We start from the raw sequence: 23681 nt of genomic DNA, 5'->3' as shown, positions 1-23681 counted from the left end.
CCATCGGCCGGGGCTTTTTTCTTGCCCGATCTCAGCCGAGGATGCCGGGCAGGTCGAGCGCATGTTGGCGCGCGCAGTCGATCGCGATGTCGTAGCCGGCATCGGCGTGGCGCATCACCCCGGTGGCGGGGTCGTTCCACAGCACCCGCTCGATTCGCCGGGCGGCTTCGGCGGTGCCGTCGCAGACGATCACCATCCCCGAATGCTGCGAGAAGCCCATGCCGACGCCGCCGCCATGGTGGAGCGACACCCAGGTCGCGCCGCTGGCGGTGTTGAGCAGCGCGTTCAATAGCGGCCAGTCGGAGACCGCGTCGCTGCCGTCACGCATCTTCTCGGTCTCGCGATTGGGTGAGGCGACCGAGCCCGAATCGAGGTGATCGCGGCCGATCACGATCGGCGCCTTGAGCTCGCCGCTGGCGACCATCGCGTTGAAGGCGAGGCCGAGCCGGTGGCGGTCGCCGAGCCCTACCCAGCAGATCCGCGCGGGCAGTCCCTGGAAGCGGATCCGCTCGCCGGCCATATCGAGCCAGTTGTGGAGATGCGCGTCGTCGGGGAGCAGTTCCTTCACCTTCGCGTCGGTCTTGCGGATGTCCTCGGGATCGCCCGACAGCGCCGCCCAGCGAAACGGTCCGATGCCGCGGCAGAAGAGCGGGCGGATATAGGCGGGGACGAAGCCGGGAAAGTCGAACGCGTCGGTCACGCCTTCCTCGAACGCCATCTGGCGGATGTTGTTGCCGTAATCGACGGTGGGAATGCCCTGCGCGTGGAAAGCGAGCATCGCGCGGACGTGGATCGCCATCGAGGCGCGGGCGGCCCTGTCGAGGACGTCCGGGTCCTCGCTGCGGGCGCGCTCCCATTGGTCGAGCGTCCAGCCGAGCGGCAGATAGCCGTTGCGCGGATCGTGCGCCGAGGTCTGGTCGGTCACCGCGTCGGGGCGGATGCCGCGGCGGACCATCTCGGGATAGATCTCCGCGGCATTGCCGAGCAGCCCCACGGAGACGGCGCGGCCCTCGCGATGCGCCTGCTCGACGATCGCGAGCGCGTCCTCGATGGTCTTCGCCTCGGCGTCGAGATAGCCGGTGCGCAGCCGCATCTCGATCCGCGAGGGCTGGCATTCGACGGCGATGCACGAAGCGCCGGCCATCGTCGCCGCCAGCGGCTGGGCGCCGCCCATCCCGCCGAGCCCGGCGGTGAGGATCCAGCGGCCCTCGAGGCTGCCGCCATAATGCTGGCGACCCATCTCGGCGAAGGTCTCGTAGGTGCCCTGCACGATGCCCTGCGAGCCGATATAGATCCAGCTGCCCGCGGTCATCTGGCCGTACATCATCAGGCCCTTGCGATCGAGCTCGTTGAAATGCTGCCAGTTCGCCCAGTGCGGCACGAGGTTGGAGTTGGCGAGCAGCACGCGCGGCGCATCTTCATGGGTGCGGAAGATACCGACCGGCTTGCCCGACTGGATGAGCAGGGTCTCGTCACCTTCGAGCCGGCGCAGGCTGGCGACGATCGCGTCATAGCTCTCCCAATCGCGCGCGGCGCGGCCGATCCCGCCATAGACGATCAGCTCCTCGGGCTTCTCGGCGACCTCGGGATCGAGATTGTTCATCAGCATGCGCAGCGGCGCTTCGGTGAGCCAGCTCTTCGCGCTGATCTCGGTCCCATGGGGCGCGCGGATGGTGCGGTTATTGTCGCGGCGGGTGGTCATTTTGGGTCCAGTCGAGGCAGGCGGTGAGGATGGCGCGGAGCTCGGCGGCGAGCGGCGCGGCGCGGGCGGGGTCCCACGGCGTCGGCCAGTTGGTCGCGTCGGGAGTGTCGGGCTCGTCGATATAGCCGCGGCAGGCGAGCTCCATCTGGATCGCGTGCACGCCGGTCTCGGGTCGGCCGTGATGGCGGGTGGTCCAGCCGCCGCGGAAGCGGCCATTGACCACCAGCGAGCGGCCGGTGGCGGCGCAGGCCTGCTCGACTGCCCGCTCGAGCCCCGCATCGCAGGTCGCGCCGTTGTTGGTGCCGATATTGAACTGGGGCAGCTCGCCGTCGAACAGGCGCGGCATGTGGCTGCGGATCGAATGGCAATCGTATAGCACCGCAGAGCCGTGCACGTCGCGCAGACGGGCGAGTTCGGCGGCGAGCGCGGCGTGATAGGGGGCGAGCCAACGGGCGCTGCGCCGGCCGATCTCGGCATCGTCGGGCTCTTGCCCCGGTAGATAGAGCGGCTCGCCGTCGAAGGTGCTCGTGGGGCAGAGTTCGGTGGTGGTCTGGCCGGGGTAGAGCGAGACGCCGCCGGGATCGCGATTGACGTCGATCACGCTGCGCGAGAGCGTGGTGCGGACGATCGTCGCGTCGAGCTCGGCGGCGAAGCCGTAGAGCCGGTCGATCCACCAATCGGCATCCTTGCGCGCGCGCCAGAGCGAGACGTAGCGCGGCGCGAGGTCTTCCGGGATGTCGGTGCCGGTATGCGGCATGCCGAGCACCAGCGGTGCCTCGCCGCGCCGGACGATCAGCCAGTCGGGATCAGCCATGCGCCACCGCCGGAACCGCGATCCCGTGCACCGTCGCGATGTCGTGCAGCCGGCCCGAGCGGACGATCCGTGTCGCCGCGGCGATATCGGGGTGGAAGTAGCGATCGTCCTCGAGATGCGCGACCACGGCGCGGACCTCGTCGTGCACCGCGTGGATCGCATCGCTGCTCCGCAGCGGCGCATGCAGATCATAGCCCTGCGCCGCGGCGAGCAGCTCGATCGCGATGACATGGCCGGCATTGTCGGCCATCGCCATCAGCCGGCGGGCGCCGTGCGCCGCCATCGAGACATGATCCTCCTGGTTGGCCGAGGTCGGAATCGAATCGACGCTGGCCGGATAGGCGCGCTGCTTGTTCTCGGAGACGAGCGCGGCGGCGGTGACCTGCGGGATCATGAAGCCCGAATTGAGTCCCGGGCGCGGGGTGAGAAAGGCGGGAAGTCCCGACAGCGCCGGATCGACCAACATCGCCAGCCGGCGCTCGGAGAGCGAGCCGATCTCGCACAGGGCCATCGCGATCATATCGGCGGCGAAGGCGACGGGTTCGGCGTGGAAATTGCCGCCCGAAAGCACTTCGTCGGTGTCGGCGAAGACGAGCGGGTTGTCCGAGACGCTGTTCGCCTCGGTGGCGAGCGTTGCGCCGGCCTGGCGCAGCAGATCGAGCGCGGCGCCCATCACCTGCGGCTGGCAGCGCAGGCAATAGGGGTCCTGGACGCGCTTGTCGTCCTCGCGGTGCGAGGCGCGGAGCGGCGATTCATGCATCATCGCGCGCAGCATCGCCGCGACCTCGATCTGGCCGCGATGCCCGCGCAGTTCGTGGATGCGCGGGTCGAAGGGCGTGTCCGAACCCTTGGCCGCCTCGGTCGAGAGCGCGCCGGCGGCGAGCGCGGCGGCGAACAGCGCCTCGGCCTCGAACAGCCCGGCGAGCGCATAGCCGCAAGAAAATTGGGTGCCGTTGAGCAGCGCGAGCCCCTCCTTGGGGCCGAGCCGGACCGGCGCGAGGCCGGCGGCGCGCAACGCCTGCTCGGCGGGGAACCGTCCGCGCGGGGTGTCGATCTCGCCCACCCCGATCATCGCCGCGGCCATGTGCGCGAGCGGAGCGAGGTCGCCCGACGCGCCCACCGAACCCTGCGCCGGCACCACCGGCAGCAGGTCGCGCGCGAGCATCGCCTCGAGCAGGTCGAGCGTCTCGGGGCGCACCCCCGATGCGCCGCGTGCGAGGCTGGCGAGCTTGAGCGCGAGCATCAGCCGCAGCACCGGGCGTGGCATCGCCTCGCCGACGCCGGCGGCGTGCGAGACGACGAGGTTGCGCTGGAGCGTGTCGAGATCGGCGGGGGCGATGCGGATGCTGGCGAGCAGCCCGAAGCCCGTGTTGACGCCGTAGACCGCTTGATCGCGCGCCGCGATCCGCGCGATCGTGTCGGCGCCGCACTGCACCACGGCCCGGCAGGTCGTATTCAACCGCGCACCGGCGCCGCGATAGATCGCGCGCCATTGCTCGAGCGGCACGGCGCCGGGTTCGAGCGTGATCATGCCTGTCCTCCCCAGATACGCGCATGGAGCGGATTGAAGCCCATGCGATAGACGAGCGCGGCGGGCTCGCTGATGTCCCAGATCGCGAGGTCGCAGCGCTTGCCCGCCTCGAGCGTGCCGATGGTGTCGAGCCGGCCGAGTGCCCGCGCCGCCTCGCGCGTCATCCCGGCGATGCATTCCTCGACGGTGAGGCGGAACAAGGTCGCCGCCATGTTCATCGCGAGCAAAGGCGAAGTGAGCGGCGACGTCCCCGGATTGCAATCGGTCGCCACGGCGATCGGCACGCCGGCGGCGCGCAGCGCGTCAATCGGTGGCAGGCGCGTCTCGCGGGTGAAGTAAAAGGCGCCGGGGAGGAGCACCGCGGCGGTGCCCGCGCGGGCCATCGCTTCGACGCCCGCCTGATCGAGATGCTCGAGATGGTCGGCCGAGAGCGCGCCATATTCGGCAGCGAGCGCGGCACCGTGCAGGTTGGAGAGCTGCTCGGCGTGCAGCTTGACCGGCAGGTCGTGCGCGCGCGCAGTCTCGAACACGCGGCGGACCTGATCGGCGCTGAACCCGATCCCCTCGCAAAAGGCGTCGACCGCGTCGGCGAGCCCGGCGATGGCGGGAATCATCTCGCTGCACACCGTCTCGACATAGCCATCGGCATCGCCGGCGAATTCGGGGGGCAGCGCGTGTGCGCCGAGGAAGGTCGCGGCGATGCCCACCGGCCGCGCTTCGCCGAGCGCGCGGGCCGCCTCGAGCATCTTGCGCTCATCGGGCAGCGACAGGCCATAGCCCGACTTGATCTCGATCGTGGTGACGCCCTCCGCCAGCATCGCGTCGAGCCGCGGCAGCGCCTCGGCGACCAGCGCCTCGCGGCTGGCGGCCCGCGTCGCCTGCATCGTCGAGACGATGCCGCCGCCGGCGCGGACGATCGCCTCGTAGCTCGCGCCTTCGAGCCGCAGCTCGAATTCGCGTGCGCGGTTGCCGGCATGGATGAGATGGGTGTGGCAGTCGATCAGTCCGGGCGTGATCCAGCGGCCGTCGCAATTATGCGCGATCGCGGCGTCGAACGCCGGCGCGTCGCCACGCGGCCCGGCATAGACGATCTCGCCGTCGCGCATCGCCACCAGCGCGTCCTCGACCACGCCGAGTCCGGGCAGGTCGGCGCGCAGCGTGGCCAGCCTGGCATTGCTCCACAGCTGCTCGACGCGCACGCCTTCTCTCTCCTTCAAGCGACTCCAACGAGTCTCTAGGATGTCGGTTTAAATGTCTATACATTTGTCGGCGAACGGCGCGGAGAGAGCGATGCAAGGCTGGTGGTTCGAGGCAGCGCTGCTGGCGGAGGGGTGGGCCGAGCGGGTGCGCATGACGGTCGAGAGCGGCCGGATCGCCACGCTCGCGGTTGACGCGGCGCCCGAGCCCGGCGACGCGCGCGCCGGTGTCGCGCTGCCCGGAGTCGCCAATCTCCACAGCCATGCCTTTCAGCGCGGCATGGCCGGGATGGCCGAACGGCGCGGGCCGGGCGCGGACAGCTTCTGGACGTGGCGCGATCTGATGTACCGCTTCGCCAACGCGATCGGCCCCGACGCGCTCGAGGCGATCGCGGCGCTCGCCTTTGTCGAGATGCTCGAGGCCGGCTTCGTGCGCACCGGCGAGTTCCATTACGTCCACCACGATCGCGACGGCACGCCCTTCGCCAATCCCGCCGAGATGGGCGCGCGCCTCGCCGCCGCGGCGGCCGAGACCGGGATCGGGCTTACGCTCTTACCGGTGCTCTATATGACCTCAGGGTTCGGTGGCGCTGCGCCCAGGCCCGAGCAGCGTCGCTTCGTCCATGACATCGACGGTTACGCCGGGCTGATCGAGGCGTCACGCGGAGCGGTCGCAAGCCTCGCCGACGCCCGGGTCGGCGTCGCGCCGCACAGCCTGCGCGCGGTGACGCCGGAAGGGCTCGCCGCGGCGGTGGCGATCGCCGGCGAGCGCCCGATCCATATCCACATCGCCGAGCAAACCGACGAGGTCGAGGATTGCCTGCGCCATTCGGGCCAGCGCCCGGTCGCCTGGCTGCTCGATCATGCGCCGGTCGACTCGCGCTGGTGCCTCGTCCACGCCACGCATGTCACGCCCGAGGAGCTGGCAGGCATCGTGCGCAGCGGCGCGGTGGTCGGGCTGTGCCCGATCACCGAGGCCAATCTCGGCGACGGCATCTTCCCCGCCGCCGCGCTGCTCGAAGCCGGCGGCAGCTTCGGAGTCGGCTCGGATTCGAACGTACTAATCGATTGCGCGCAGGAGCTGCGCAGCCTCGAATATTCGCAGCGGCTGCTCCAGCGCGCGCGCAACCTGCTGTCGCGCCCCGATTGCCCGTCGACCGGGCGCACGCTGTTCGATGCGGCGCGGCGCGGCGGCGCGCAGGCGCTGGGCGTCGCGGAGGCGGAGCTGGCGCCGGGCGCGCGCGCCGATTTCGTCACGCTCGATCGCGCGCATCCGACGCTGGCCGGGCGCGCGGGCGACGCATTGCTCGATGCCTTCGTCTTCGCCAATGGCGGCGGCATGATCGACGGTGTCTGGCGCGGCGGCAAGCAATGGGTGCGGGGCGGGCGGCATGTCGCGCGCGACGCGGTGGTGCGGCGCTATGCGACGACGCTCGCCGCGCTCGGAATCGCGGCGCGATGAGCGCGGCGCGCCCGCTCTACCAGATCATCCGCAGCGCGATCGAAGGCCGGATCATGGCAGGCGAGCTGCATCCCGGCGATCGCATTCCGGCCGAGCATGAACTGATGGCCCGATATGGCTGCTCGCGGATGACCGTGAACAAGGCGCTCTCGGCGCTGGCGAGCGCCGGGCTGATCGCCCGCCAGCGCCGCCGCGGCTCGTTCGTCACCCAGCCGCGCATCCACATGGCGGCGCTGCAGATCCCCGATATCCGCGAGGAGATCGAGAAGCGCGGCCATGCCTATGCGCTGCGGCTGATCGCGCGCGAGACGCTCGATCTCGGCAGTGCACGCGGCGCGGTGCTGCGCCCGGCGCCGCGCGGCAAGCTGCTGGCGCTGCGCTGCGTCCATCTCGCCGACGGCCGGCCCTATGCTGTCGAGGATCGGCTGATCAGCCTCGCCTCGGTACCCGCCGCCGCCGATGCGGACTTCGCCGAAACCCCGCCCGGCAGCTGGCTGCTCGCGCATGTGCCCTGGACCGAGGCCGAGCACCGCATCACTGCGGTCGCCGCCGGCGATGCGGCCGCGCTGCTCGCGGTGCCCGCCGACAAGCCGTGCCTCGCGCTCGAGCGCTGGACGTGGCGCGAGACCGAATCGATCACTTGGGTGCGCACCGTGTTCCACGGCGATAATTTCGATCTCACCGCGCATTTCACCGCGCAGGGCTGATCGCCAGAATCTGCCGCTGCCGATCGAGGCGGATCACGCGATCGGCCGAGGCGTCGAGGAGCATCTGCTCGGTGATCCGCTGGAAATAGGCGACGAAGCTCCGTACTTCCGCGTCCGACATCACCGCTTCGGTTGATCGCCCCTCGGCCGCGCAGCGCGCCCGCAAGCCGTGCTCCTGCTCGATCCGCCATGTGGCGACCGTGGCGAAATCGGGCGCCGCGAGCAGCGCCAGCCCGTCGATGCGATCGAACAGCCGTGCATAGGGCCCGGTCAGCTGGTCGTTGACATAGCCCCGCCATGCGCCGCTGGCATCGGCCTCGCGCTCGAGCGCGTTGACCGGCACGGCCAGCATCCCCGGCGATTGCGGGCGCGCGCCGAGGCACCAGCCTTCGAGGATCAGCACATCGGCCGGCGCTTCGAACCGCGGCCATTGCGCGCGCGGCACCGGCTCGTCGCGCGCCTTGTCGAAGCGCGGCAACGCCACCGGTCCGGCCGCGCCGAGCCGTTCGAGGATCGCCAGCCCGAGCGCGACATCGTGCGTGCCCGGCACCCCGCGGGTGCGCAGCAGCGGGTGGACCTGCGCCGCCAGCGCTGCCCGGCGGACGCCGTCGAGATAGAGATCGTCGAGCGAAAGCAGCGCGCAGCGGAGCCCGCGGGCAGCGAGCCGCTCCGCCAGCTGCGCCGCGACGGTCGATTTGCCGCTGCCCTGCGCGCCGGCGATGCCGAGCACGTACGGCGCCCGCGCACCGGCGCCGAACCGTGCCGGCAGCATCGCCGCGATCGCGTCCGCTACTTCACCCATCGCCGGATCGTGGCGCGCCGCCGCGCATCGGAAAGTCCCTCGCTTGCACTTTGTGCACATATCAGTGCTTGCGCGGTGCCAGCGCTGTCAAATATGCCCGTGCAGGGCCGGCGCCCTTCGCCTCGGCCGGGGGTGTGCAATGTCCAGCCGTCCGACGATCAAGGAAGTGTCGAAGATCGCAGGCGTGTCGTTCAAGACCGTCAGCCGCGTTCTCAACAACGAGAAGCACGTCAGCGAGGAGACGAGGCGGCGCGTCGAGGAGGTCGTCGCGCGTCTCAATTTCCGCCCGAGCCATGCCGCGCGCACGCTGGCGGGGCGGCGCTCGTTCCAGGTGGCGTTGCTCTACGACAATCCCAGCCCCTATTATGTCTATCACGTCCAGACCGGCGCGCAGCAGCGCTGCAGCGAGCTCGGCTATCGCCTTCTGCTCCAGCCGGTCGACAGCCAGTCGCCCGATCTGGTCTCGAACGTCATGGCGCTGATCGACGAGGCGCATCTCGACGGCGTGATCCTGTCGCCGCCGGTCACCGAGATCCCGGCATTGCTCGACGAGCTCGATCGTCGCGGGCTGCCCTATGTCCGCATCGCGCCCGGCGCGCGCAAGGAAGCCGGCATGGCGGCGACGATCGACGACGTCGCCGCGGCGCGCGAGGTGACCGAGCATCTGATCGGGCTCGGCCATCGCGCGATCGGCTTCATCCGCGGGCTCGACAGCCACGTTTCCACCTGGGAGCGGCTGCAGGGCTATCGCGAGGCGCTCGCCGCGCACGGCATCGCCTTCGACGAGGATCTCGTCGTCGCCGGCGAGAACAGCTTCACCTCGGGCGGCGAGGCGGCGCGCAAGCTGCTCGAGCGCCGTCCGCGTCCGACGGCGATCTTCGCCGGCAATGACGATATGGCGGCGGGCGTGCTCGCGGCCGCGCACGAGAGCGATATCGATGTGCCCGGCCAGCTCTCGATCGCGGGGTTCGACGATTCGGATCTGGCCAAGGCGGTGTGGCCGCCGCTCACCACGATGCGCCAGCCGGTACGCGAGCTCGCCTATGCGGCAGCGGATCTGATGCTCTCGCCCGAGACCGGGCAGCAGGTGACGCTCGAGCACAAGCTCATGGTCCGCGCGACCACCGGTCCGGCACCACGTTAACCATGGGATTGCAGTGCTGCCGCGGCATGCGTGTCCCGCACGAGGACGCGCGTTAACCCTCTTCCGGGCTGGTCATAAAAGTAAACGAAGCGTTAACTCGTGCGATGCAGACTCAGCTCGTCGCCGAGGGCCTTGCCCGCCGCCACCCGTTCCGCAGCCAGATGCGCCGCGTCACGGCGATCGAGCGCAAGCTCAGCGACGACAGCGACTGGAAGCTGTTCGGGCTGAGCTTCACGGCGTTTTTCGTCTGCTTCTACACCTTCATCATGTAGCGAGCGCGCCTCAGGGGATCGGATCGATCCCGTGGGGCAGGTCCTCGGCCTTGTAGAGCCGCCACGCGCAATATGCCGAGGCGAGGCAGAGCAGGAAGACCACCCAGATCGCATCGACCACGTCGATGCCGGGGATGTTGGTGAAGCCGAGAATCCCCACCGATCCCGCCACCATTGCCCCCGAATTGACGATGTTGTTCGCCGCCACGGTGCGCGAGGTCTGCGACTTGTCGACCGTGGTGGTGAGGAAGGCGTAGAGCGGCACGACGAACATGCCGCCGGTGATCGCGATCATCGCCAGATCGAACAGCACGCGCCACGCCTGCGGCAGCGCGAGGAAGTTCGCGGTCTTGAGCAGCGGCCCGTCGCCACCGGGGAAGAAGGCCGCGGCGAAGAAGAAATCGACGACGAACACCGACATCGCCAGCACCGAGGCGGTGGCGTATTTCGCCGAGACATGCCCCTTGAGCAGCCGGTTGATGATCACCGATCCGATCGCGATGCCGACCGAGAAGATCGCGAGGAACACGCTCGCCACGTCCTTCTGGGCATGGAACACGTTCTTGACGAGCGGCGGGAACAGCACGCCGAGCACCGCCGCGATCGTCCAGAACACGCTGATCGCGACGATCGCCAGATAGAGCCGCGGGATGTGCATCGTCGCGCCGATCAGCCGCGCCGATGCGCGGAAGATGTTGAAGTCGAGCTTCAATTTGGTCAGCGGCGGCGCGGGCGGGATGCGGAGCGAGGCGAACCAGCCGGTGATCGCGACGCCGACCACCGCGAAGGCGGCCACGGTCGGGCTGATCAGCCCGCCCGCGATCGTGCCGCACAGGATCGCGATATAGGTGCCCGCCTCGACGAGCCCGGTGCCGCCCAGCACCTCGTCCTCGTTGAGGTGCTGCGGCAGCACGGCATATTTGATCGGCCCGAAAAAGGTCGAGTGGATGCCCATGCCGACCAGCGCGACGAGCATCAGCGGCAGGCTCTTCACAAAGATGCCGAGCGCGCCGATCAGCATGATCAGCACTTCGGCGGCCTTGATGATCCGCATGATCTTCGCCTTGTCGTAGCTGTCGGCGATCTGCCCGGCGAGCGCGGAGAAGAGGAAGAAGGGCAGGATGAACAGCCCGGTGGCGATCGCGCTGAACTGCGTCTCCGCCTCGACCGAATTGTAGATCTGATAGGTCGCGAAGAAGATCATCGCGTTCTTGAACAGATTGTCGTTGAAGGCGCCGAGGAACTGGGTGACGAACAAAGGCAGGAAGCGGCGCTCCCTCATCAACCCGAGCGCACCGATCATATCCTGCCACGTCCTTGAAATGCGGGGCACCGCCCCGCCAAATGACGGGCCCGCATAGCCGAGCGATGCGGAACGTATCAACCGCCATGTGCGTCCCTCCTCCATGACGAAGATGGTTTCGGCCGGCGCACCAGCGGTGCTAGGACAGGGCGCATGCTGACGCTCCCCAACATCCTGACGCTGTCGAGGATCGTGACGGTCCCGCTGCTCGCGGCCTTTCTCTGGTGGCCGGACTGGCGCGCGGGCTACGCCATCGCCTTCGCGATCTACTGCCTGATGGGCATCACCGATTATTTCGACGGCTATCTCGCCCGGGCGCAGGGCGCGGTCTCGAAGCTCGGCATCTTCCTCGATCCGATCGCCGACAAGATCATGGTCGCCGCGGTGCTGCTGATCCTTGCCGGGCGCGGGGTGCTCGTGGAGGTCCATTTGATTCCGGCGCTGGTGATCCTCGTCCGCGAGATCGCCGTCTCGGGGCTGCGCGAGTTCCTCGGCGGGATCCGCGTGTCGCTGCCGGTGTCGCAGCTCGCGAAGTGGAAGACGACGCTCCAGCTCGTCGCGATCGGCGGGCTGATCCTCGCCGGCGCGCTGCCCGACATCTGGTGGCTCGAGCGGGTCGCGGTCGCCGGATTGTGGGGCGCGGCCGCGCTCACGCTGATCACCGGCTGGGACTATCTGCGCGTCGGCCTCAAGCACATGGACAGCTGATGGACCTGCTCTACTTCGCCTGGGTGCGCGAGCGCATCGGCATGGGGCAGGAGCAGGTCGAGCCGCCCGCGGAGGTGCGCAGCGTCGCCGATCTGATCGGCTGGCTCGCGACGCGCAGCCCCGGCCATGCCGAGGCGATGCGCGCGCCCGAGCGGCTCCGCGCCGCGATCGATCAGAAGTTCGTGCCGCTCGATGCGCCGCTCGGCGCCGCGCGCGAAGTGGCGCTGTTCCCGCCGGTCACCGGCGGATGATCCGCGTCTCGATCGACTCCGCGCCGATCGAGGTCGCGATCGAGCTTGCCGCGCTCGAGGAGCGCGGCGCGGGCGGCCTCGCCACCTTCACCGGGGTGGTCCGCGGCGACGACGGCGTCACCGCGCTCGAGCTCGAGCATTATCCCGGCATGACCGAGCAGGCGCTGATCGCGCTCGCCGAGACCGCCTGCGCGCGCTGGTCGCTGCTCGCGGTCACGATGGTCCACCGCGTCGGGGTGATGGTGCCGGGCGATCGCATCGTGTTCGTCGGCACTGCGGCGCAGCATCGCCGCGAGGCGCTCGACGCCTGCGGCTTCCTGATCGATCGGCTCAAGACCGACGCGCCCTTCTGGAAACGCGAGCAGTTGGGCGATGCCGCCCGCTGGGTCGATGCGCGCGCCAGAGACGTGGATGCGGCGACCCGCTGGGAAGCCGGCCAATAACCTCGCTTTGCTCCGGCGAAGGCCGGAGCCGTGGCGGAAAGCTAACGGCTGGATCACACCGCGCTCCGGCCTTCGCCGGAGCACGCCGGCCTTATCCCGCCCGCGCCGCCAGCATCTGCGCCAGATGCTGGCGCAGCGCCCGTGCGCGCTCGGGCGCGGTATGGCCCAGCACGCCCTGTGTCTCCGGGGGCAGATGCGCCATCGGATCGCCATCCGCGCGGAAAACGAAATGCTCGAACATCGCGCGCCACGCCGCGCGCTGCTCCTCGGGCAGGTCGCGCAGCGACAGCAGCCCGTGGACGAAGCAGTCGAGCGGCGCGAGCACCGCGCCCTCGGCCTCGCTCCACCAGTAATTGACCAGCAGGTTGAACGCGTCGAGCGAGCGGACGTGGTGCCACCACATATAGGGGATGTAGAGCGCGTCGCCGGGTGCGAGCTCGGCGTGCTGCGCGGTCGCCATCGCCTCGGCGAAGCGCGGAAAGCGTTCGAGATCGGGCGCATCGAAATCGACGAGGCTGACCGGCGCGCCGGCCGGGGTCGATTCATACGGCCCGACATAGAGGTTGCGCACTTGCTCGGGCGGAAACAGCGTGAAGCGCCGGTGCCCCGCGACGACGCAGGCGATGTTGCTCAGCGTGTCGTAATGGCAGGCGACGATCACGCGGCTGCCGATCCACATCCGCGGCGCGACGCCGTCGTCGACCAGCGCCAGCCGGTTATCTGCGGCGAAGCCCGGCAGGATCTGTGGGATGATCAGCGCCTGCCCGGCCAGCGCGGGGGGCGATTCCTCGCCCGCCGCCTGTTCGAGCCGGTCGACCAGCGCGCCGAGCGCGGCCTCGCGCTTCTGGAAGTTCATCACCCCGAAATCGTCGCCATAGAAGAAGCGCCCGCCGCTTGACGGCGCGCCGATCAGCACCTCGCAATTGGACGACAGGTCGAAGCCGCGCAGATAGTCCGCGATCGATTCCGCCTGCACCGCGGGCCAGTCGCGCACCAGTCCGCGCAGCAGCGCCGGCTGGCCGAGCGGCATGATCTCGTCGCGGAAGCGCGAGCGATCGACATCGTGCCATTCGCGGACGGGTCGCGGCGTGGGGAGCGTCATAGGCGCGCGACTGTGGCGCGCTCAGGCGGCGTCCGCCAGCACTTTCGCGAGCAGCCGGAAATCGCGTTCGCGTGGGCTTGCCTTGCGCCAGACCAGCGCGATGTGCCGCGCGGCATTGTCGGCCTCGAGCGGCCGCGCGGTGACATGGGTATGGTCGAGGATGCCGGCATCGACCGCCATTTGCGGCAGCATCGTCACGCCGAGCCCGTTGTCGACCATCTGCACCATGGTGTGGAGCGACGTGCCGAGCATCGTCGCCTCGGCGCGCAGCTCGGGGCGGTTGCATGCGGCGAGCGCATGGTCCTTCAGGCAATGCCCGTCCTCGAGCATCAGCAGCCGGTTGGCGTCGATATCGGCGGGGCGGATCGTCGGGGTCGGGTCCATCTCGCCTTCGGGAAAGGCGACGAACAGCCGGTCGTCGAACAGCCGCTCGGCCTCGACCTCGCCGCACGCGAAGGGGAGCGCGAGCAGCACGCAATCGGTGCGGCCATGGTGGAGCTGCTCGCAGGCCTGGCCGCTGGTCTCCTCGCGCAGGAACAGCTTGAGGTCGGGATATTCGCGCCGCAGCCGCGGCAGGATGCGCGGCAGCAGGAAGGGCGCGATCGTCGGGATCACGCTCATCCGCATCTCGCCCGACAGCGGCCGCCCGGCGGCGCGGGCGAGATCGCCCAGCTCGTCCGCCTCGCGCAGCACCCGCCGCGCCTTGTCGACGATCCGCTCGCCGAGCGGCGTGAACCGCACCACCCGCCGCGTCCGTTCGACCAGCACTACGCCGATCAGCGTCTCGAGCTCGCGAATGCCGGCGGAGAGGGTGGATTGCGTGACGAAGCACGCCTCCGCCGCCCGCCCGAAATGCCCCGCATCGTGCAGCGCGACGAGATACTGGAGCTGCTTGAGCGTGGGGAGGTAGGTTGCGGCCACTGATCGTCCCTGTCGATGATTATCATTCAAGTAAGCGTTTCGTACGATCTATCCAACCCTGTCTCAGACCGCCGCCGCGATTGGCTGGGGTCGGCGACCTGCGCTATCTGCGCTGCATGACCACCTTCGACCCTTCGATCTTCCACTGGGAGCCGGGCCAAGGCCCCCATGCCGCCGCGCTGGAGCGGATGTGCGCCGCATTTCCCAGACCCAGGGAGCCGATGGGAGAAGCCTGGTTCATGAGCGAGCAGCGCGAGACCTATCCAGAGCTGCTCGGAGACCTCGCCGCACTCACCGATACGCAGATCGTGCCTCCGCTCGTGGAGATTGCCACCGGAGCGAGCTGCTTCGGCCCGCGCGACGAGTGGACCGACTGGTATCATTATCTCCTGCCGCGCCTGCTCCAGCGCCCGCCGGGCCCCTACAGCCGCTCGCTCGCCGAACTGCTGATCACAGGCTTCATGGCAGAGCATCCCGATCCGGTCGGACGGGGGCCGTATCCGCTCTTCCGCGTCGACGCACTCGCGACGCTCGGGCGCTACGTCATGTCGCCGCACCTCTGGCGGAATGGAACGAGGTTTGCGTCGGAAAGTGGCGGCCTGAGCGACTGCGACTGTCTGTTGTCGGCCTCGCTCTTCTTCCGCCTGAAATATCTCGATGCCGGGGCGGTCGAACCATGGCTGGAGTCTGTGTTCGCCATCGAGGATCGCTACTGGATGGCGCAAATTCTCTTCTGGCTGATCGGCGCGCACCCGATCCTCAGCGGTGCCATCACCCAGCCGGCACAGTTCCCGGAGGGGTGGCCCTTCGCCGTTAGCTGGAACTGGTCGCATGCGCTGAGAGGAAACTATTCGGGCAATTTCGATCCGCCGGTAGCGGAAAGCCCGTTCCTGCTCGAGGAAAACCGACAAGCGGCGCTTCGCACGATCGCGCGCGTCGATCTGGCCAAGTTTATCGAGGACGTGCAGACCGATCCCGGCTTGCAGCACCTCGCCACTGAAATGGATGGCGCGGCGGAACGCTTCGCCGAGCTCTATGCGAGTCGCGCTTGACGAGGGCAGGGGCGTCACCGGGACGCCCCTGCGATATCACGCCGCCGCTTCGACCAGTTCCTCGGCCGGCAGCCGGATCAGATAGTCGAACGCCGAGAGCGCCGCGGTCGAGCCTGCGCCCATCGCGATGACGATCTGCTTGTACGGCACCGTCGTCGCGTCGCCCGCGGCGAAGATGCCTCGCTGCGAGGTCTCGCCGCGCGCGTCGATCTCGATCTCGCCGCGGTTCGACAGCGCGACCGAATCCTTGAGCCACTCGGTGTTCGGCACCAGCCCGATCTGGACGAAGATGCCTTCGAGCGCGATCTCGTGCGACGTGCCGTGGTTGCGATCCTTATAGACCAGCCCGGTCACCTTCTCGCCGTCGCCCTGCACCTCGGTGGTCAGCGCCGAGGTGATCACCTTGACGTTCGGCAGGGTCGCCAGCTTGCGCTGAAGCACCGCGTCGGCGCGCAGATCGCCGTCATATTCGATCAGCGTGACGTGCGCGACGATACCGGCGAGGTCGATCGCGGCTTCCACGCCGGAGTTGCCGCCGCCGATCACCGCGACGCGCTTGCCCTTGAACAACGGGCCGTCGCAATGCGGGCAATAGGCCACGCCCTTGTTGCGATATGCGTCCTCGCCGGGCACGTTCATCGTCCGCCAGCGCGCCCCGGTCGAAAGGATCACCGTCCGCGCCTTGAGGCTCGCGCCATTGGCGAGCTTCACTTCGTGCAGCCCGCCTTCGGTCGGCGCCGGGATCAGCTTCTCGGCGCGCTGCAGGTTCATCACGTCGACGTCATAATCCTTGACGTGCTGCTCGAGCTGCGCCGCGAGCTTCGGCCCCTCGGTGTGCGGCACCGAGATGAAATTCTCGATCGCCATCGTGTCGAGCACCTGCCCGCCGAAGCGTTCGGCCGCCACGCCGACGCGGATGCCTTTGCGCGCCGCATAGATCGCCGCCGCCGCACCGGCAGGACCACCGCCGACGACGAGCACGTCGAACGCATCCTTGATCTTGATCCGCTCGGCCGCGCGCGCCTCGGCGCCGGTGTCAAGCCTGGCGACGATCTGCTCGAGCTCCATCCGGCCCTGGCCGAAGGGTTCGCCGTTGAGGAACACCGTCGGCACGGCCATCACTTTCCGGGTTTCGACTTCGTTCTTGAACAGCGCGCCGTCGATCGCGACGTGCTTGATGCGCGGATTGAGCACCGCCATCAGGTTGAGCGCCTGCACCACGTCGGGGCAATTCTGGCACGACAGCGAGAAATAGGTCTCGAATGCGAAATCGCCGTCGAGATTTTTCACTTGCTCGATCAGCTCCTGCGCGGCGCGCGAGGGATGCCCGCCGACCTGCAGCAACGCGAGCACCAGCGACGTGAATTCATGCCCCATCGGCAGGCCCGCGAAGCGCACGCCGATATCGGTGCCGGCGCGGCGGATCATGAAGCTGGGCTTGCGGGCATCGTCCTTGCGGACGACGCTGATGTCGTCGGAGAGCGCCGCGATGTCGCCCAGCAGCCGCTCGAGTTCGCCCGATTTGGCGTCGTCGCCCAGGCTGGCGACGAGCTCGATCGGCTGCCGGATGTTGACCAGATAGGTCTTGAGCTGCTGCGTCAGATTGGCGTCGAGCATGAGGTACTCCAAAACTTGATCAGCCAGTGCTCCCGCGAAAGCAGGAGCCCAGGGTTACGAGATTCGCCGCCCGTGGCTCTGGGCTCCTGCTTCCGCAGGAGCACGATGGCCAGGGCCGAGAAGAAAACGGCCCGGGATGGTGGTCCACCCCGGGCCGAATCGGCGCCCCCACAAAGGGGGGAGGGGAGGGCGCCTTAACGGTTAGATCTTGCCGACGAGGTCGAGCGAAGGCGCGAGCGTCTCTTCGCCCTCTTCCCACTTGGCCGGGCAGACTTCGCCGGGGTGTGCGGCGATATACTGCGCAGCCTTGATCTTGCGCAGCAGCTCGGCGGCGTTGCGGCCGACGCCTTCGCTGGTGATCTCGACCAGCTGGATCACACCCTCGGGATCGACGACGAAGGTGCCGCGGTCGGCAAGGCCCTGGCCTTCACGCAGCACCTGGAAGTTGGTGCTGAGGACATGGTTCTGGTCGCCGAGCATGTAATAGTTGATCTTGCCGATCGCCGGCGAGGTGTCGTGCCATGCCTTGTGGCTGAAATGCGTGTCGGTCGACACCGAATAGACCTCGACGCCCATCTTCTGCAGCGTCGGGTAGATGTCGGCGAGGTCCTCGAGCTCGGTCGGGCAGACGAAGGTGAAGTCGGCCGGGTAGAAGAAGAACACCGCCCACTTGCCGCGGGTGTCGGCATCGGTGACCTGCACGAACTTGCCTTCCTTATAGGCCTGTGCGGTGAACGGCAGAATCGTGCTTCCGATGAGCGCCATGCGAATTTTCCTCCAATGGACGTGGTGTTGCGATGCGGCATATAGGCGCGCTGCACCGCAGTTTGAAATGGGAAGCCTCACTTGCGCTGATCGATTGCGTCACTCAATCTAGGTGGAATGATCGACTGAACGCGCAATGCGTTACCTGCCGAACTTCGCAGATATGAAAATGGCCCGGACGCCCCTCGGGGCGGCCAAGGCCATTTTGCAACGCAGCGAAAAGACTTAGCGCAGCGCGAGATACAAATTGTAGACGCTGGTGAGCGTCAGCACCACGCCGACCATCAGCATCAAGGTCTTGGGCTCGACGCGCTTGGCGAGCCGCGCGCCGAGCGGTGCCGCGATCACCCCGCCGATCAGCAGCCCGATCGTCGCGACGGTGAACGCCTTGAGACCGAGCTGGGTGATGAAGGTCGCCGAGATGGTGGCGGTGACGAAGAATTCGGCGGTGTTGACCGTGCCGATCGTGGTGCGCGGGCTCGATCCCTGGACGAGCAGGTTGCTCGTCACCACCGGGCCCCAGCCGCCGCCGCCCGCCGCGTCGAGAAAGCCGCCGGCGAGCCCGAGCGGCTCGACGATCTTGGGGCTGCGCTCGTGCGGCGGATAATGGCGGCTGCGCCAGAGCAGGTACAGGCCTATCGCAGTCAGATAGGCGAGAATGAACGGCTTGGCGGTCGCCGCGTGGATGTTGGAGAGCACATAGGCACCCAGCGCGCCGCCGATCACCCCGGGCACGGCGATGCGCAGGAACAGCTTCCAGTTCACGTTCTTGTGCAGCGCGTGGCTGATGCCCGAAACCGCGGTGGTGAAGGTCTCGACGGTATGGACGCCGGCCGATGCCATTGCCGGCGGCACGCCGAGGCTGAGCAGCAGCGTGTTCGAGATGACGCCGAACGCCATGCCCAGCGCCCCGTCGACCATCTGCGCGGCGAAGCCCACGGCGATGAACGGGAGAAGCGCCGTGAGGTCAATTCCGAAGATCATCCGCGCCCTTCATCCGTAGTTGGACGCGCAGGAATGCCGTGCGGGTCGAATTCCCACAAGATACATCGTGTTTAGCCGGGACAAGTCCGGAGAGGGGACGTTCTGGAAATCGGGCGCTTTGTGCATTAAATGGGCGCGGCAAAGGGGAACCGGCCATGTTCCGTCGCTTGAAGGCCTATCTCGATTCGATTCACGCGCGCGATCCCGCGCCGCGCAGCCGTGCCGAAATCCTGCTCTATCCGGGCGTGTGGGCGGTTTTCTATCATCGGATCGCGCACCGGCTCTACAAGGGCGGCTGGTTCTTCCTTGCCCGCGCGGTAAATCACTGGTCGCGCTGGATGACGGCGATCGACATCCACCCGGGCGCGACGATCGGCCGCAACTTCTTCATCGATCATGGCTTCGTGGTGATCGGCGAGACCGCCGAGATCGGCGACGACGTCACCATGTACCAATGCGTCACGCTCGGCGGCACCAGCCCCGACAATGGCGTCGCGGGCAAGCGGCACCCGACGATCGAGACCGGGGTGATCATCGGCTCGGGCGCGCAGGTGCTCGGCCCGATCACCGTCGGCGCGCGCGCGCGGATCGGCGCCAATGCGGTGGTGACGCGGGAGGTCCCCGAAGGCGCGGTGATGGTCGGCATCCCGGCCAAGCCGACGCTGGTCGAGGCGCGGACGTGGCAGAAGGACTTCGTGCCCTATGGCACGCCGTGCAGCGAGCTGTTCGATCCGTCGACCCAGAAGCTCGAGATCATGCGCTGCGAGCTCGAGACGCTGCGCAAGCGGCTCGACGCGATGATCGAGGCGCGCGAGGCGGGTGGCGAGCCGCAAAGCGACACGGGGCGCCGCGATCGCGCCTGATGGGTATCGTCACGCCGCTCCCGATCGGTCGTCCCAGCCAGGTAGGCTTCGAGCGTCTCGAATTGACCCGCATCCTCGATCTCTACGGCCGCATGGTCGCCGCGGGGCATTGGCGCGATTATGCGATCCAGTTCGATCACGACGCCGCGGTGTTCGCCGCCTTTCGCCGCGCTGCCGAGCACCCCGAATACCGGATCGAGAAGCGCCCCGCGCTGCGCAACCGTCAGGGCATGTGGGCGCTGGTCCACGAAGCCGGCATGGTGCTCAAGCGCGGCCATGATCTCGGCCCGGTGCTCGCGCCGGTCGAGCGCCGGCTGATGAAGCTGGTCGGCGACTAGAACCCCCTCTGGCCCCTCCCCTTCAGGGGAGGCGGTGGGGTGGGGGATGTCTCGACGAGACCTTGCGCGCCGAAGCGCCCCCCGTGCAGGAGGGGGTGTTACTTCGCCGGTGCCGCCGGCGCGGCCGGTGCTGCCGGCGCCTTGGGCCGCTCGGGCGTATATTGCGCCGAGGCGAGCTTCCAGCCGTCCTTCGTCTTCACCGCGAGGAAGCCGACCCGGATCGAGGCGGTGCGCGGCTGGCCGTCGGGGCCGGGGCGCTGGAAGGAAATCGTCGTGATGATCGAGGCGCTGTCGCCATAGCGCCGCACCAGCGGCGCGCTCAGCGTCGTCGCGGGGACTTCGCGCTTCTTGTCGGGGGCGTAGAAGCCGAGGAACGCGTCGTGCAGGTCGAGCTCGCCGAGCGGCGACACCTCGGCATAGTCATCGGTGATCAGCGCGGCGATCTGCTTCTGGTCGTATTGGCGCTCGGCCTCGACGAACTTGTTGACCAACGCGATCAGCGGCGCGTCTTCGGCGCTTTGCGCCGCCGCCGGCGCCGCCATGGCTGCCAGCGCCAGTGTCGTACCCAGGGCGAAAAACCCGCGATATCCAGCCAATGCTCTTCTCCCCTTCAGTCGTGCAAAAGGCCCGGGAGTCGCCTCCCGGGCCCGGTATTGGATAGGCGCGGCCTCAGGCGATCGCCACCTGTTGCGTCGGCGGCAGCCGCCCCTCGAGATCCTTGCCGAGCAGGCCGATCACGCTGCGGCGCATCGGTTGCCAGAAGGCCGAGAGGGTCAGCAGCGCCGAGCCGATCACCAGCGCGGTCAGCGCCGCGGCGAGCTCGACGGCACCGCTCTGCTCGAACAGCTCGAACATCGCCCAGAGCACATAGACGAGGCTCGAGACGAGCAGCGCGCGGCGGTCGACCGCCAGCGCCACCGCGGCGAACGCCACGTAGAGCGCGATCACCACGCCGGCCATCGGCACGCCGATCCGGTGGTCGAACACCCCGAGCATGTGGAAGACCGGGTGCGCGATCAGCGGCGCGGCGGCGAGGTGCAGCCAGAAGGCGACGTCCGAGCGGCGGGTGCGGCGCTCGCGATCGGACATGTCCCAGCGCATCGCGAACACGAAGACCAGCACGCCGGCGATCAGCAGCATCGGATTGAGCGCGTCCTTCGAGGCGGGGAAGAACGCGGTGATCGCGCCGACCGCGACCGCGACGAGCGCGAGCGCGCCGACCGCGACGGTGATCGGCACCATGAAGCGGCGCCAATGCACCCAGGTCGCGGCCGCGGTGGCGATGCCCACGATGATCCCGATCACGCCGGCGAGCTGCTGTTCCTGCAGGTCGGTGGTGAGGTTGAACTGCTCGGCGAGCCACGGCGCGTTGGCGCCCCAGATCGCGCCGAGGCCGGCGAAGAAGCCGCCGGCGAAGCCGAGCAGCAGCAGGATGCTGGGAAGCGCCATGCGGCGCTGTTTGGTGAAATATTCGGCGAGCAGCCAGCTCGTGATCGACACCGCGAAGCCCCCGAACGCCACCGCCACGCCAACCTGGCGCGGGCCGGCATGCGCGTCGATGTTCATGATCTTGCCGCCGATATAGAAGCCGATCCAGCCGACCGCGACGAGGATCAACGCCGCCGCGATGCTGACGAAGATGTCGTTGAAGCCGGTCAGCAGCCGGAAGCTCTCTTCGTCGACGGTCGGCGTCGCGCGTATCGTCGCCACATGGTTTCTGAGCGCAGCCGCCGCTTCGGGGGAGATCGCTCCCGCCTCCACAGCGCCTGCCAGGTCGCTTTCGCTATACATCGGCAATCCTCCTGTTGTGGGGTACGCCTAGCACAGGTGTGTTAGTGAAACAATACGGCATGACGCCTCAGCAGGCCGAGAGCCCGAAGGAGAAGCCGATCCGCAGGCAAAGTCCCTCGGTAATCCTGATCTTCGGGCGCCGGTCGACGGTCATCGGATCGGGTTTCGGCTCGGTCCGCCCGATGCGATCGGGGTCGCGCGTGCGGCAGACGAGGATCTCGTCGCCGGAAAGCTGACGGCGGCATTCGGGTTTGGCGAACAGGCGCGGCGCCGTGACGACCTCGTCGGGATCGACCACCTGTACCAATGCCAACAGCAAGAGCATCCGCCGCGCCTCCGGGCCGGAGACTGCGCCGCGATGTGCCCGGGCGCAATCGCTATTGCAGCTTCGACATGATCAGCATCGTCTGCTCGGCGCCCGAATTGGGGACGATCTCGCCCTTGCGGTCGATGATCTCGCTCCACTGCGCCGCGACGCTCTCGGGAGTCGCCTCGACCAGCCTCGCGCCCTGGGTGAGCGTGACATAGGCGGCCTGCACCACGCCCGCGCCGGCGCCGACGATCATGTTGGTCGGCGCGTCCTCGGAGACGAGGAACAGCGCGGCGGGGGCGACATTCTCGGGCGCGAACGCCGCGAACGCGGCCTCGGGGAAGATGTCCTCGGTCATCCGCGTCCCCGCCACCGGCGCGATCGTGTTGACCTTGATCCCGTATTTGGCGCCCTCGAGATGGAGCGTCTTGGTCAGCCCGGCGAGCCCGAGCTTGGCCGCGCCGTAATTGGCCTGGCCGAAATTGCCGAACAGCCCCGTCGACGAGGCGGTCATCAGGATGCGGCCGTAATTCTGCTCGCGCATCGTGTCCCACACCGCCTTGGTGCAATTGGCCGAGCCGTTGAGATGGACGTCGATGACGAAGCGGAAATCCTCCGGCTCCATCTTGGCGAAGCTGCGGTCGCGCAGCACGCCGGCATTGTTGATCAATATGTCGATGCGGCCCCAGCGCGCCTTCGCCGCCGCGACCATCGCGACCATCTGGTCGTAATCGGTGACGCTGCCGCCGTTCGACATCGCCTCGCCGCCTGCCGCCTCGATTTCGGCGACCACCGCGAGCGCCGCGTCCGAATGGCCGGTGCCGTCGCGCGCGCCGCCGAGATCGTTGACCACCACCCTCGCGCCGCGCCGCGCCAGCTCGAGCGCATAGGCGCGGCCCAGCCCGCCGCCGGCACCGGTGACGATCGCGACGCGGTTGTCGAAACTTATGGCCATGGAGCGCTCCTCAAGGTCGAGGAGCGCTTCCTAGACGGGTGACCGGCGCGTGTCAGCCACCGCGCTGGCGGCAATTGTCGAACTGGCCGCGCTTGCAGATCGGATAGTGATCGAGCGGGGCGGGGGCGGGATAGGCCTCGCTCGGGGAGGGCGAGGGCACGAAGATCACCGGCTGGCCCGGCATCGGCGTGCCGCTCGGCGCCGGCGCGCTCGGCATATAGCCGCCTTTGGGATCTTCCGCGGCCATGCCGGCGCCGGTCGTGCCGCGCGTCTCGGTCGTGGTGGTGGTCGTGGTGGTGGACTGCTGCGGCATCTCCTGCGCGATGGCGGTTCCGCTTGCCGCGAGTGCGGCGGCGAGGATGATCAGCTTCATGAGGCTCTCCTATGGTCTCCCCGCCGGGCAGCAAACGCGGCAGGGCCGCCTGGTTTCCGCCGCGCATGCGCAAAGGCGCCCCACCCGAAGGTGGAGCGCCCCGCGACGACCCTTATGGGTTTCGACGAATTACTTGCCGCCGCGCTGGCGGCACTGGTCCTTCACCGTCTTCGAGCAGGGCGGGTAGCTCTGCGGCGCGGGCGGCGGGGGGGCGGCCGTCATCGGCTCGGGTGCGGGCGCAGCTGCGGCGGGCGCGGCCGCCGGAGCGGGCGCCG

At 68.5% G+C, this 23681-nt stretch carries 26 protein-coding genes; 10 read left to right on the top strand and 16 right to left on the bottom strand.

Annotated elements, in window-relative coordinates; all coding sequences use genetic code 11:
* Positions 1-31 precede the first annotated feature (31 nt).
* The 4 genes from hutU to hutI are packed head-to-tail and all read right to left on the bottom strand — an operon-like array spanning position 32 to position 5246.
* A complete protein-coding gene (gene hutU, locus E5A74_RS16575; RefSeq protein WP_135986753.1) occupies positions 32-1702 on the bottom strand; it encodes a urocanate hydratase in 1671 nt (556 codons plus the stop codon).
* Positions 1680-2516: an N-formylglutamate deformylase gene (hutG, locus tag E5A74_RS16570; RefSeq protein ID WP_135986752.1), complete on the bottom strand. Its 837-nt coding sequence runs from the start codon at positions 2514-2516 to the stop codon at positions 1680-1682. The genes hutU and hutG overlap by 23 nt, the downstream gene beginning before the upstream one ends.
* Positions 2509-4047, bottom strand: coding sequence for a histidine ammonia-lyase (gene hutH, locus E5A74_RS16565; RefSeq protein WP_135986751.1), 1539 nt, complete (start codon positions 4045-4047; stop codon positions 2509-2511). The genes hutG and hutH overlap by 8 nt, the downstream gene beginning before the upstream one ends.
* Positions 4044-5246: an imidazolonepropionase gene (gene hutI / locus E5A74_RS16560; RefSeq protein ID WP_135986928.1), complete on the bottom strand. Its 1203-nt coding sequence runs from the start codon at positions 5244-5246 to the stop codon at positions 4044-4046. The genes hutH and hutI overlap by 4 nt, the downstream gene beginning before the upstream one ends.
* Positions 5247-5337: 91 nt before the next feature.
* On the opposite strand from hutI, the gene E5A74_RS16555 reads away from it, so the two are divergent.
* Positions 5338-6705, top strand: a complete 1368-nt coding sequence (locus E5A74_RS16555; protein WP_135986750.1) for a formimidoylglutamate deiminase — start codon at positions 5338-5340, stop codon at positions 6703-6705.
* On the top strand, positions 6702-7412 hold the full coding sequence (hutC, locus tag E5A74_RS16550) for a histidine utilization repressor (protein WP_135986749.1): 711 nt from the start codon (positions 6702-6704) through the stop codon (positions 7410-7412). The genes E5A74_RS16555 and hutC overlap by 4 nt, the downstream gene beginning before the upstream one ends.
* Here the strand turns inward: hutC and E5A74_RS16545 are convergent.
* Positions 7396-8214, bottom strand: a complete 819-nt coding sequence (locus tag E5A74_RS16545) for a kinase (protein ID WP_240699856.1) — start codon at positions 8212-8214, stop codon at positions 7396-7398. The two genes, hutC and E5A74_RS16545, sit on opposite strands and share 17 nt — an antisense overlap.
* A gap of 139 nt (positions 8215-8353) precedes the next feature.
* Here E5A74_RS16545 and E5A74_RS16540 point away from each other — a divergent pair, with 139 nt between their 5' ends.
* Positions 8354-9358, top strand: coding sequence for a LacI family DNA-binding transcriptional regulator (locus E5A74_RS16540; RefSeq protein ID WP_135986747.1), 1005 nt, complete (start codon positions 8354-8356; stop codon positions 9356-9358).
* A gap of 104 nt (positions 9359-9462) precedes the next feature.
* Positions 9463-9630, top strand: a complete 168-nt coding sequence (locus E5A74_RS20965; RefSeq protein WP_166745610.1) for a hypothetical protein — start codon at positions 9463-9465, stop codon at positions 9628-9630.
* A 10-nt stretch (positions 9631-9640) separates the two neighbouring features.
* Here the strand turns inward: E5A74_RS20965 and E5A74_RS16535 are convergent, their stop codons facing one another.
* Positions 9641-10933, bottom strand: coding sequence for an MFS transporter (locus E5A74_RS16535; RefSeq protein WP_135986746.1), 1293 nt, complete (start codon positions 10931-10933; stop codon positions 9641-9643).
* 153 nt (positions 10934-11086) lie between these two features.
* On the opposite strand from E5A74_RS16535, the gene pgsA reads away from it, so the two are divergent.
* From pgsA to E5A74_RS16520, 3 genes are read left to right on the top strand one after another with little or no spacing between them, the layout of a single operon-like run.
* Entirely contained in the window at positions 11087-11641 is a 555-nt protein-coding gene (pgsA, locus tag E5A74_RS16530; RefSeq protein ID WP_135986745.1) for a CDP-diacylglycerol--glycerol-3-phosphate 3-phosphatidyltransferase, read from the top strand.
* On the top strand, positions 11641-11892 hold the full coding sequence (gene moaD / locus E5A74_RS16525; RefSeq protein WP_135986744.1) for a molybdopterin converting factor subunit 1: 252 nt from the start codon (positions 11641-11643) through the stop codon (positions 11890-11892). The genes pgsA and moaD overlap by 1 nt, the downstream gene beginning before the upstream one ends.
* Positions 11889-12335 (top strand): molybdenum cofactor biosynthesis protein MoaE, encoded by a 447-nt coding sequence (locus E5A74_RS16520; protein WP_135986743.1) that lies wholly within the window; start codon positions 11889-11891, stop codon positions 12333-12335. The genes moaD and E5A74_RS16520 overlap by 4 nt, the downstream gene beginning before the upstream one ends.
* Positions 12336-12426: 91 nt before the next feature.
* Here the strand turns inward: E5A74_RS16520 and E5A74_RS16515 are convergent, their stop codons facing one another.
* Positions 12427-13437, bottom strand: coding sequence for a cupin-like domain-containing protein (locus E5A74_RS16515; protein ID WP_135986742.1), 1011 nt, complete (start codon positions 13435-13437; stop codon positions 12427-12429).
* 21 nt (positions 13438-13458) lie between these two features.
* On the bottom strand, positions 13459-14358 hold the full coding sequence (locus E5A74_RS16510) for a hydrogen peroxide-inducible genes activator (RefSeq protein ID WP_135986741.1): 900 nt from the start codon (positions 14356-14358) through the stop codon (positions 13459-13461).
* Positions 14359-14474: 116 nt separating this feature from the next.
* On the opposite strand from E5A74_RS16510, the gene E5A74_RS16505 reads away from it, so the two are divergent.
* Positions 14475-15410, top strand: coding sequence for a hypothetical protein (locus tag E5A74_RS16505; RefSeq protein WP_135986740.1), 936 nt, complete (start codon positions 14475-14477; stop codon positions 15408-15410).
* A 36-nt stretch (positions 15411-15446) separates the two neighbouring features.
* Here the strand turns inward: E5A74_RS16505 and ahpF are convergent, their stop codons facing one another.
* The 3 genes from ahpF to E5A74_RS16490 all read right to left on the bottom strand — a co-directional run bounded on the left by ahpF (position 15447) and on the right by E5A74_RS16490 (position 18776).
* Positions 15447-17027 carry an alkyl hydroperoxide reductase subunit F gene (ahpF, locus tag E5A74_RS16500; protein ID WP_135986739.1) on the bottom strand — a complete coding sequence of 527 codons (1581 nt, stop codon included), beginning with the start codon at positions 17025-17027 and terminating at the stop codon, positions 15447-15449.
* Between the two features lie 201 nt (positions 17028-17228).
* On the bottom strand, positions 17229-17792 hold the full coding sequence (ahpC, locus tag E5A74_RS16495) for an alkyl hydroperoxide reductase subunit C (protein ID WP_135986738.1): 564 nt from the start codon (positions 17790-17792) through the stop codon (positions 17229-17231).
* A 225-nt stretch (positions 17793-18017) separates the two neighbouring features.
* Positions 18018-18776 (bottom strand): sulfite exporter TauE/SafE family protein, encoded by a 759-nt coding sequence (locus E5A74_RS16490; protein WP_135986737.1) that lies wholly within the window; start codon positions 18774-18776, stop codon positions 18018-18020.
* Positions 18777-18931: 155 nt separating this feature from the next.
* On the opposite strand from E5A74_RS16490, the gene epsC reads away from it, so the two are divergent.
* Entirely contained in the window at positions 18932-19639 is a 708-nt protein-coding gene (epsC, locus tag E5A74_RS16485) for a serine O-acetyltransferase EpsC (protein WP_135986736.1), read from the top strand.
* The gene (locus E5A74_RS16480) at positions 19639-19977 is read left to right on the top strand and encodes a DUF2794 domain-containing protein (RefSeq protein ID WP_135986735.1); all 339 of its coding nucleotides are present in this window, start codon (positions 19639-19641) and stop codon (positions 19975-19977) included. Before epsC ends, E5A74_RS16480 begins: the two co-directional genes overlap by 1 nt.
* 98 nt (positions 19978-20075) lie before the next feature.
* Here E5A74_RS16480 and E5A74_RS16475 read toward each other — a convergent pair whose 3' ends face one another.
* From E5A74_RS16475 to E5A74_RS16455, 5 genes are all read right to left on the bottom strand, one after another.
* Positions 20076-20573: a nuclear transport factor 2 family protein gene (locus tag E5A74_RS16475; RefSeq protein WP_135986734.1), complete on the bottom strand. Its 498-nt coding sequence runs from the start codon at positions 20571-20573 to the stop codon at positions 20076-20078.
* Positions 20574-20646: 73 nt separating this feature from the next.
* Complete coding sequence (locus E5A74_RS16470) at positions 20647-21768, bottom strand: hypothetical protein (RefSeq protein WP_135986733.1); 1122 nt, start codon at positions 21766-21768, stop codon at positions 20647-20649.
* A 67-nt stretch (positions 21769-21835) separates the two neighbouring features.
* Complete coding sequence (locus tag E5A74_RS16465) at positions 21836-22093, bottom strand: hypothetical protein (RefSeq protein ID WP_135986732.1); 258 nt, start codon at positions 22091-22093, stop codon at positions 21836-21838.
* 52 nt (positions 22094-22145) lie between these two features.
* Positions 22146-23033, bottom strand: coding sequence for an SDR family NAD(P)-dependent oxidoreductase (locus tag E5A74_RS16460; RefSeq protein ID WP_135986731.1), 888 nt, complete (start codon positions 23031-23033; stop codon positions 22146-22148).
* Positions 23034-23085: 52 nt separating this feature from the next.
* Entirely contained in the window at positions 23086-23406 is a 321-nt protein-coding gene (locus E5A74_RS16455; protein ID WP_135986730.1) for a hypothetical protein, read from the bottom strand.
* Between the last annotated feature and the right edge of the window lie 275 nt (positions 23407-23681).

This window comes from Sphingomonas naasensis, from assembly GCF_004792695.1.
In the GTDB taxonomy this organism is placed as follows: Bacteria; Pseudomonadota; Alphaproteobacteria; order Sphingomonadales; family Sphingomonadaceae; genus Sphingomonas; species Sphingomonas naasensis.
This window is presented reverse-complemented; position numbering and strand designations above follow the sequence as displayed.

What these genes read in the sequence shown, in the direction of transcription:
- E5A74_RS16470 (WP_135986733.1), bottom strand. Translation starts at nt 21,768, where the DNA reads ATGTATAGCGAAAGCGACCTGGCAGGCGCTGTGGAGGCGGGAGCGATC.
- E5A74_RS16540 (WP_135986747.1), top strand. Translation starts at nt 8,354, where the DNA reads ATGTCCAGCCGTCCGACGATCAAGGAAGTGTCGAAGATCGCAGGCGTG.
- E5A74_RS16520 (WP_135986743.1), top strand. Translation starts at nt 11,889, where the DNA reads ATGATCCGCGTCTCGATCGACTCCGCGCCGATCGAGGTCGCGATCGAG.
- moaD (WP_135986744.1), top strand. Translation starts at nt 11,641, where the DNA reads ATGGACCTGCTCTACTTCGCCTGGGTGCGCGAGCGCATCGGCATGGGG.
- hutU (WP_135986753.1), bottom strand. Translation starts at nt 1,702, where the DNA reads ATGACCACCCGCCGCGACAATAACCGCACCATCCGCGCGCCCCATGGG.
- E5A74_RS16555 (WP_135986750.1), top strand. Translation starts at nt 5,338, where the DNA reads ATGCAAGGCTGGTGGTTCGAGGCAGCGCTGCTGGCGGAGGGGTGGGCC.
- E5A74_RS16515 (WP_135986742.1), bottom strand. Translation starts at nt 13,437, where the DNA reads ATGACGCTCCCCACGCCGCGACCCGTCCGCGAATGGCACGATGTCGAT.
- E5A74_RS16455 (WP_135986730.1), bottom strand. Translation starts at nt 23,406, where the DNA reads ATGAAGCTGATCATCCTCGCCGCCGCACTCGCGGCAAGCGGAACCGCC.
- E5A74_RS16465 (WP_135986732.1), bottom strand. Translation starts at nt 22,093, where the DNA reads ATGCTCTTGCTGTTGGCATTGGTACAGGTGGTCGATCCCGACGAGGTC.
- E5A74_RS16490 (WP_135986737.1), bottom strand. Translation starts at nt 18,776, where the DNA reads ATGATCTTCGGAATTGACCTCACGGCGCTTCTCCCGTTCATCGCCGTG.
- ahpF (WP_135986739.1), bottom strand. Translation starts at nt 17,027, where the DNA reads ATGCTCGACGCCAATCTGACGCAGCAGCTCAAGACCTATCTGGTCAAC.
- E5A74_RS20965 (WP_166745610.1), top strand. Translation starts at nt 9,463, where the DNA reads ATGCAGACTCAGCTCGTCGCCGAGGGCCTTGCCCGCCGCCACCCGTTC.
- hutG (WP_135986752.1), bottom strand. Translation starts at nt 2,516, where the DNA reads ATGGCTGATCCCGACTGGCTGATCGTCCGGCGCGGCGAGGCACCGCTG.
- hutC (WP_135986749.1), top strand. Translation starts at nt 6,702, where the DNA reads ATGAGCGCGGCGCGCCCGCTCTACCAGATCATCCGCAGCGCGATCGAA.
- epsC (WP_135986736.1), top strand. Translation starts at nt 18,932, where the DNA reads ATGTTCCGTCGCTTGAAGGCCTATCTCGATTCGATTCACGCGCGCGAT.
- E5A74_RS16480 (WP_135986735.1), top strand. Translation starts at nt 19,639, where the DNA reads ATGGGTATCGTCACGCCGCTCCCGATCGGTCGTCCCAGCCAGGTAGGC.
- E5A74_RS16545 (WP_240699856.1), bottom strand. Translation starts at nt 8,214, where the DNA reads ATGGGTGAAGTAGCGGACGCGATCGCGGCGATGCTGCCGGCACGGTTC.
- pgsA (WP_135986745.1), top strand. Translation starts at nt 11,087, where the DNA reads ATGCTGACGCTCCCCAACATCCTGACGCTGTCGAGGATCGTGACGGTC.
- E5A74_RS16460 (WP_135986731.1), bottom strand. Translation starts at nt 23,033, where the DNA reads ATGGCCATAAGTTTCGACAACCGCGTCGCGATCGTCACCGGTGCCGGC.
- E5A74_RS16535 (WP_135986746.1), bottom strand. Translation starts at nt 10,933, where the DNA reads ATGATCGGTGCGCTCGGGTTGATGAGGGAGCGCCGCTTCCTGCCTTTG.
- ahpC (WP_135986738.1), bottom strand. Translation starts at nt 17,792, where the DNA reads ATGGCGCTCATCGGAAGCACGATTCTGCCGTTCACCGCACAGGCCTAT.
- hutH (WP_135986751.1), bottom strand. Translation starts at nt 4,047, where the DNA reads ATGATCACGCTCGAACCCGGCGCCGTGCCGCTCGAGCAATGGCGCGCG.
- E5A74_RS16505 (WP_135986740.1), top strand. Translation starts at nt 14,475, where the DNA reads ATGACCACCTTCGACCCTTCGATCTTCCACTGGGAGCCGGGCCAAGGC.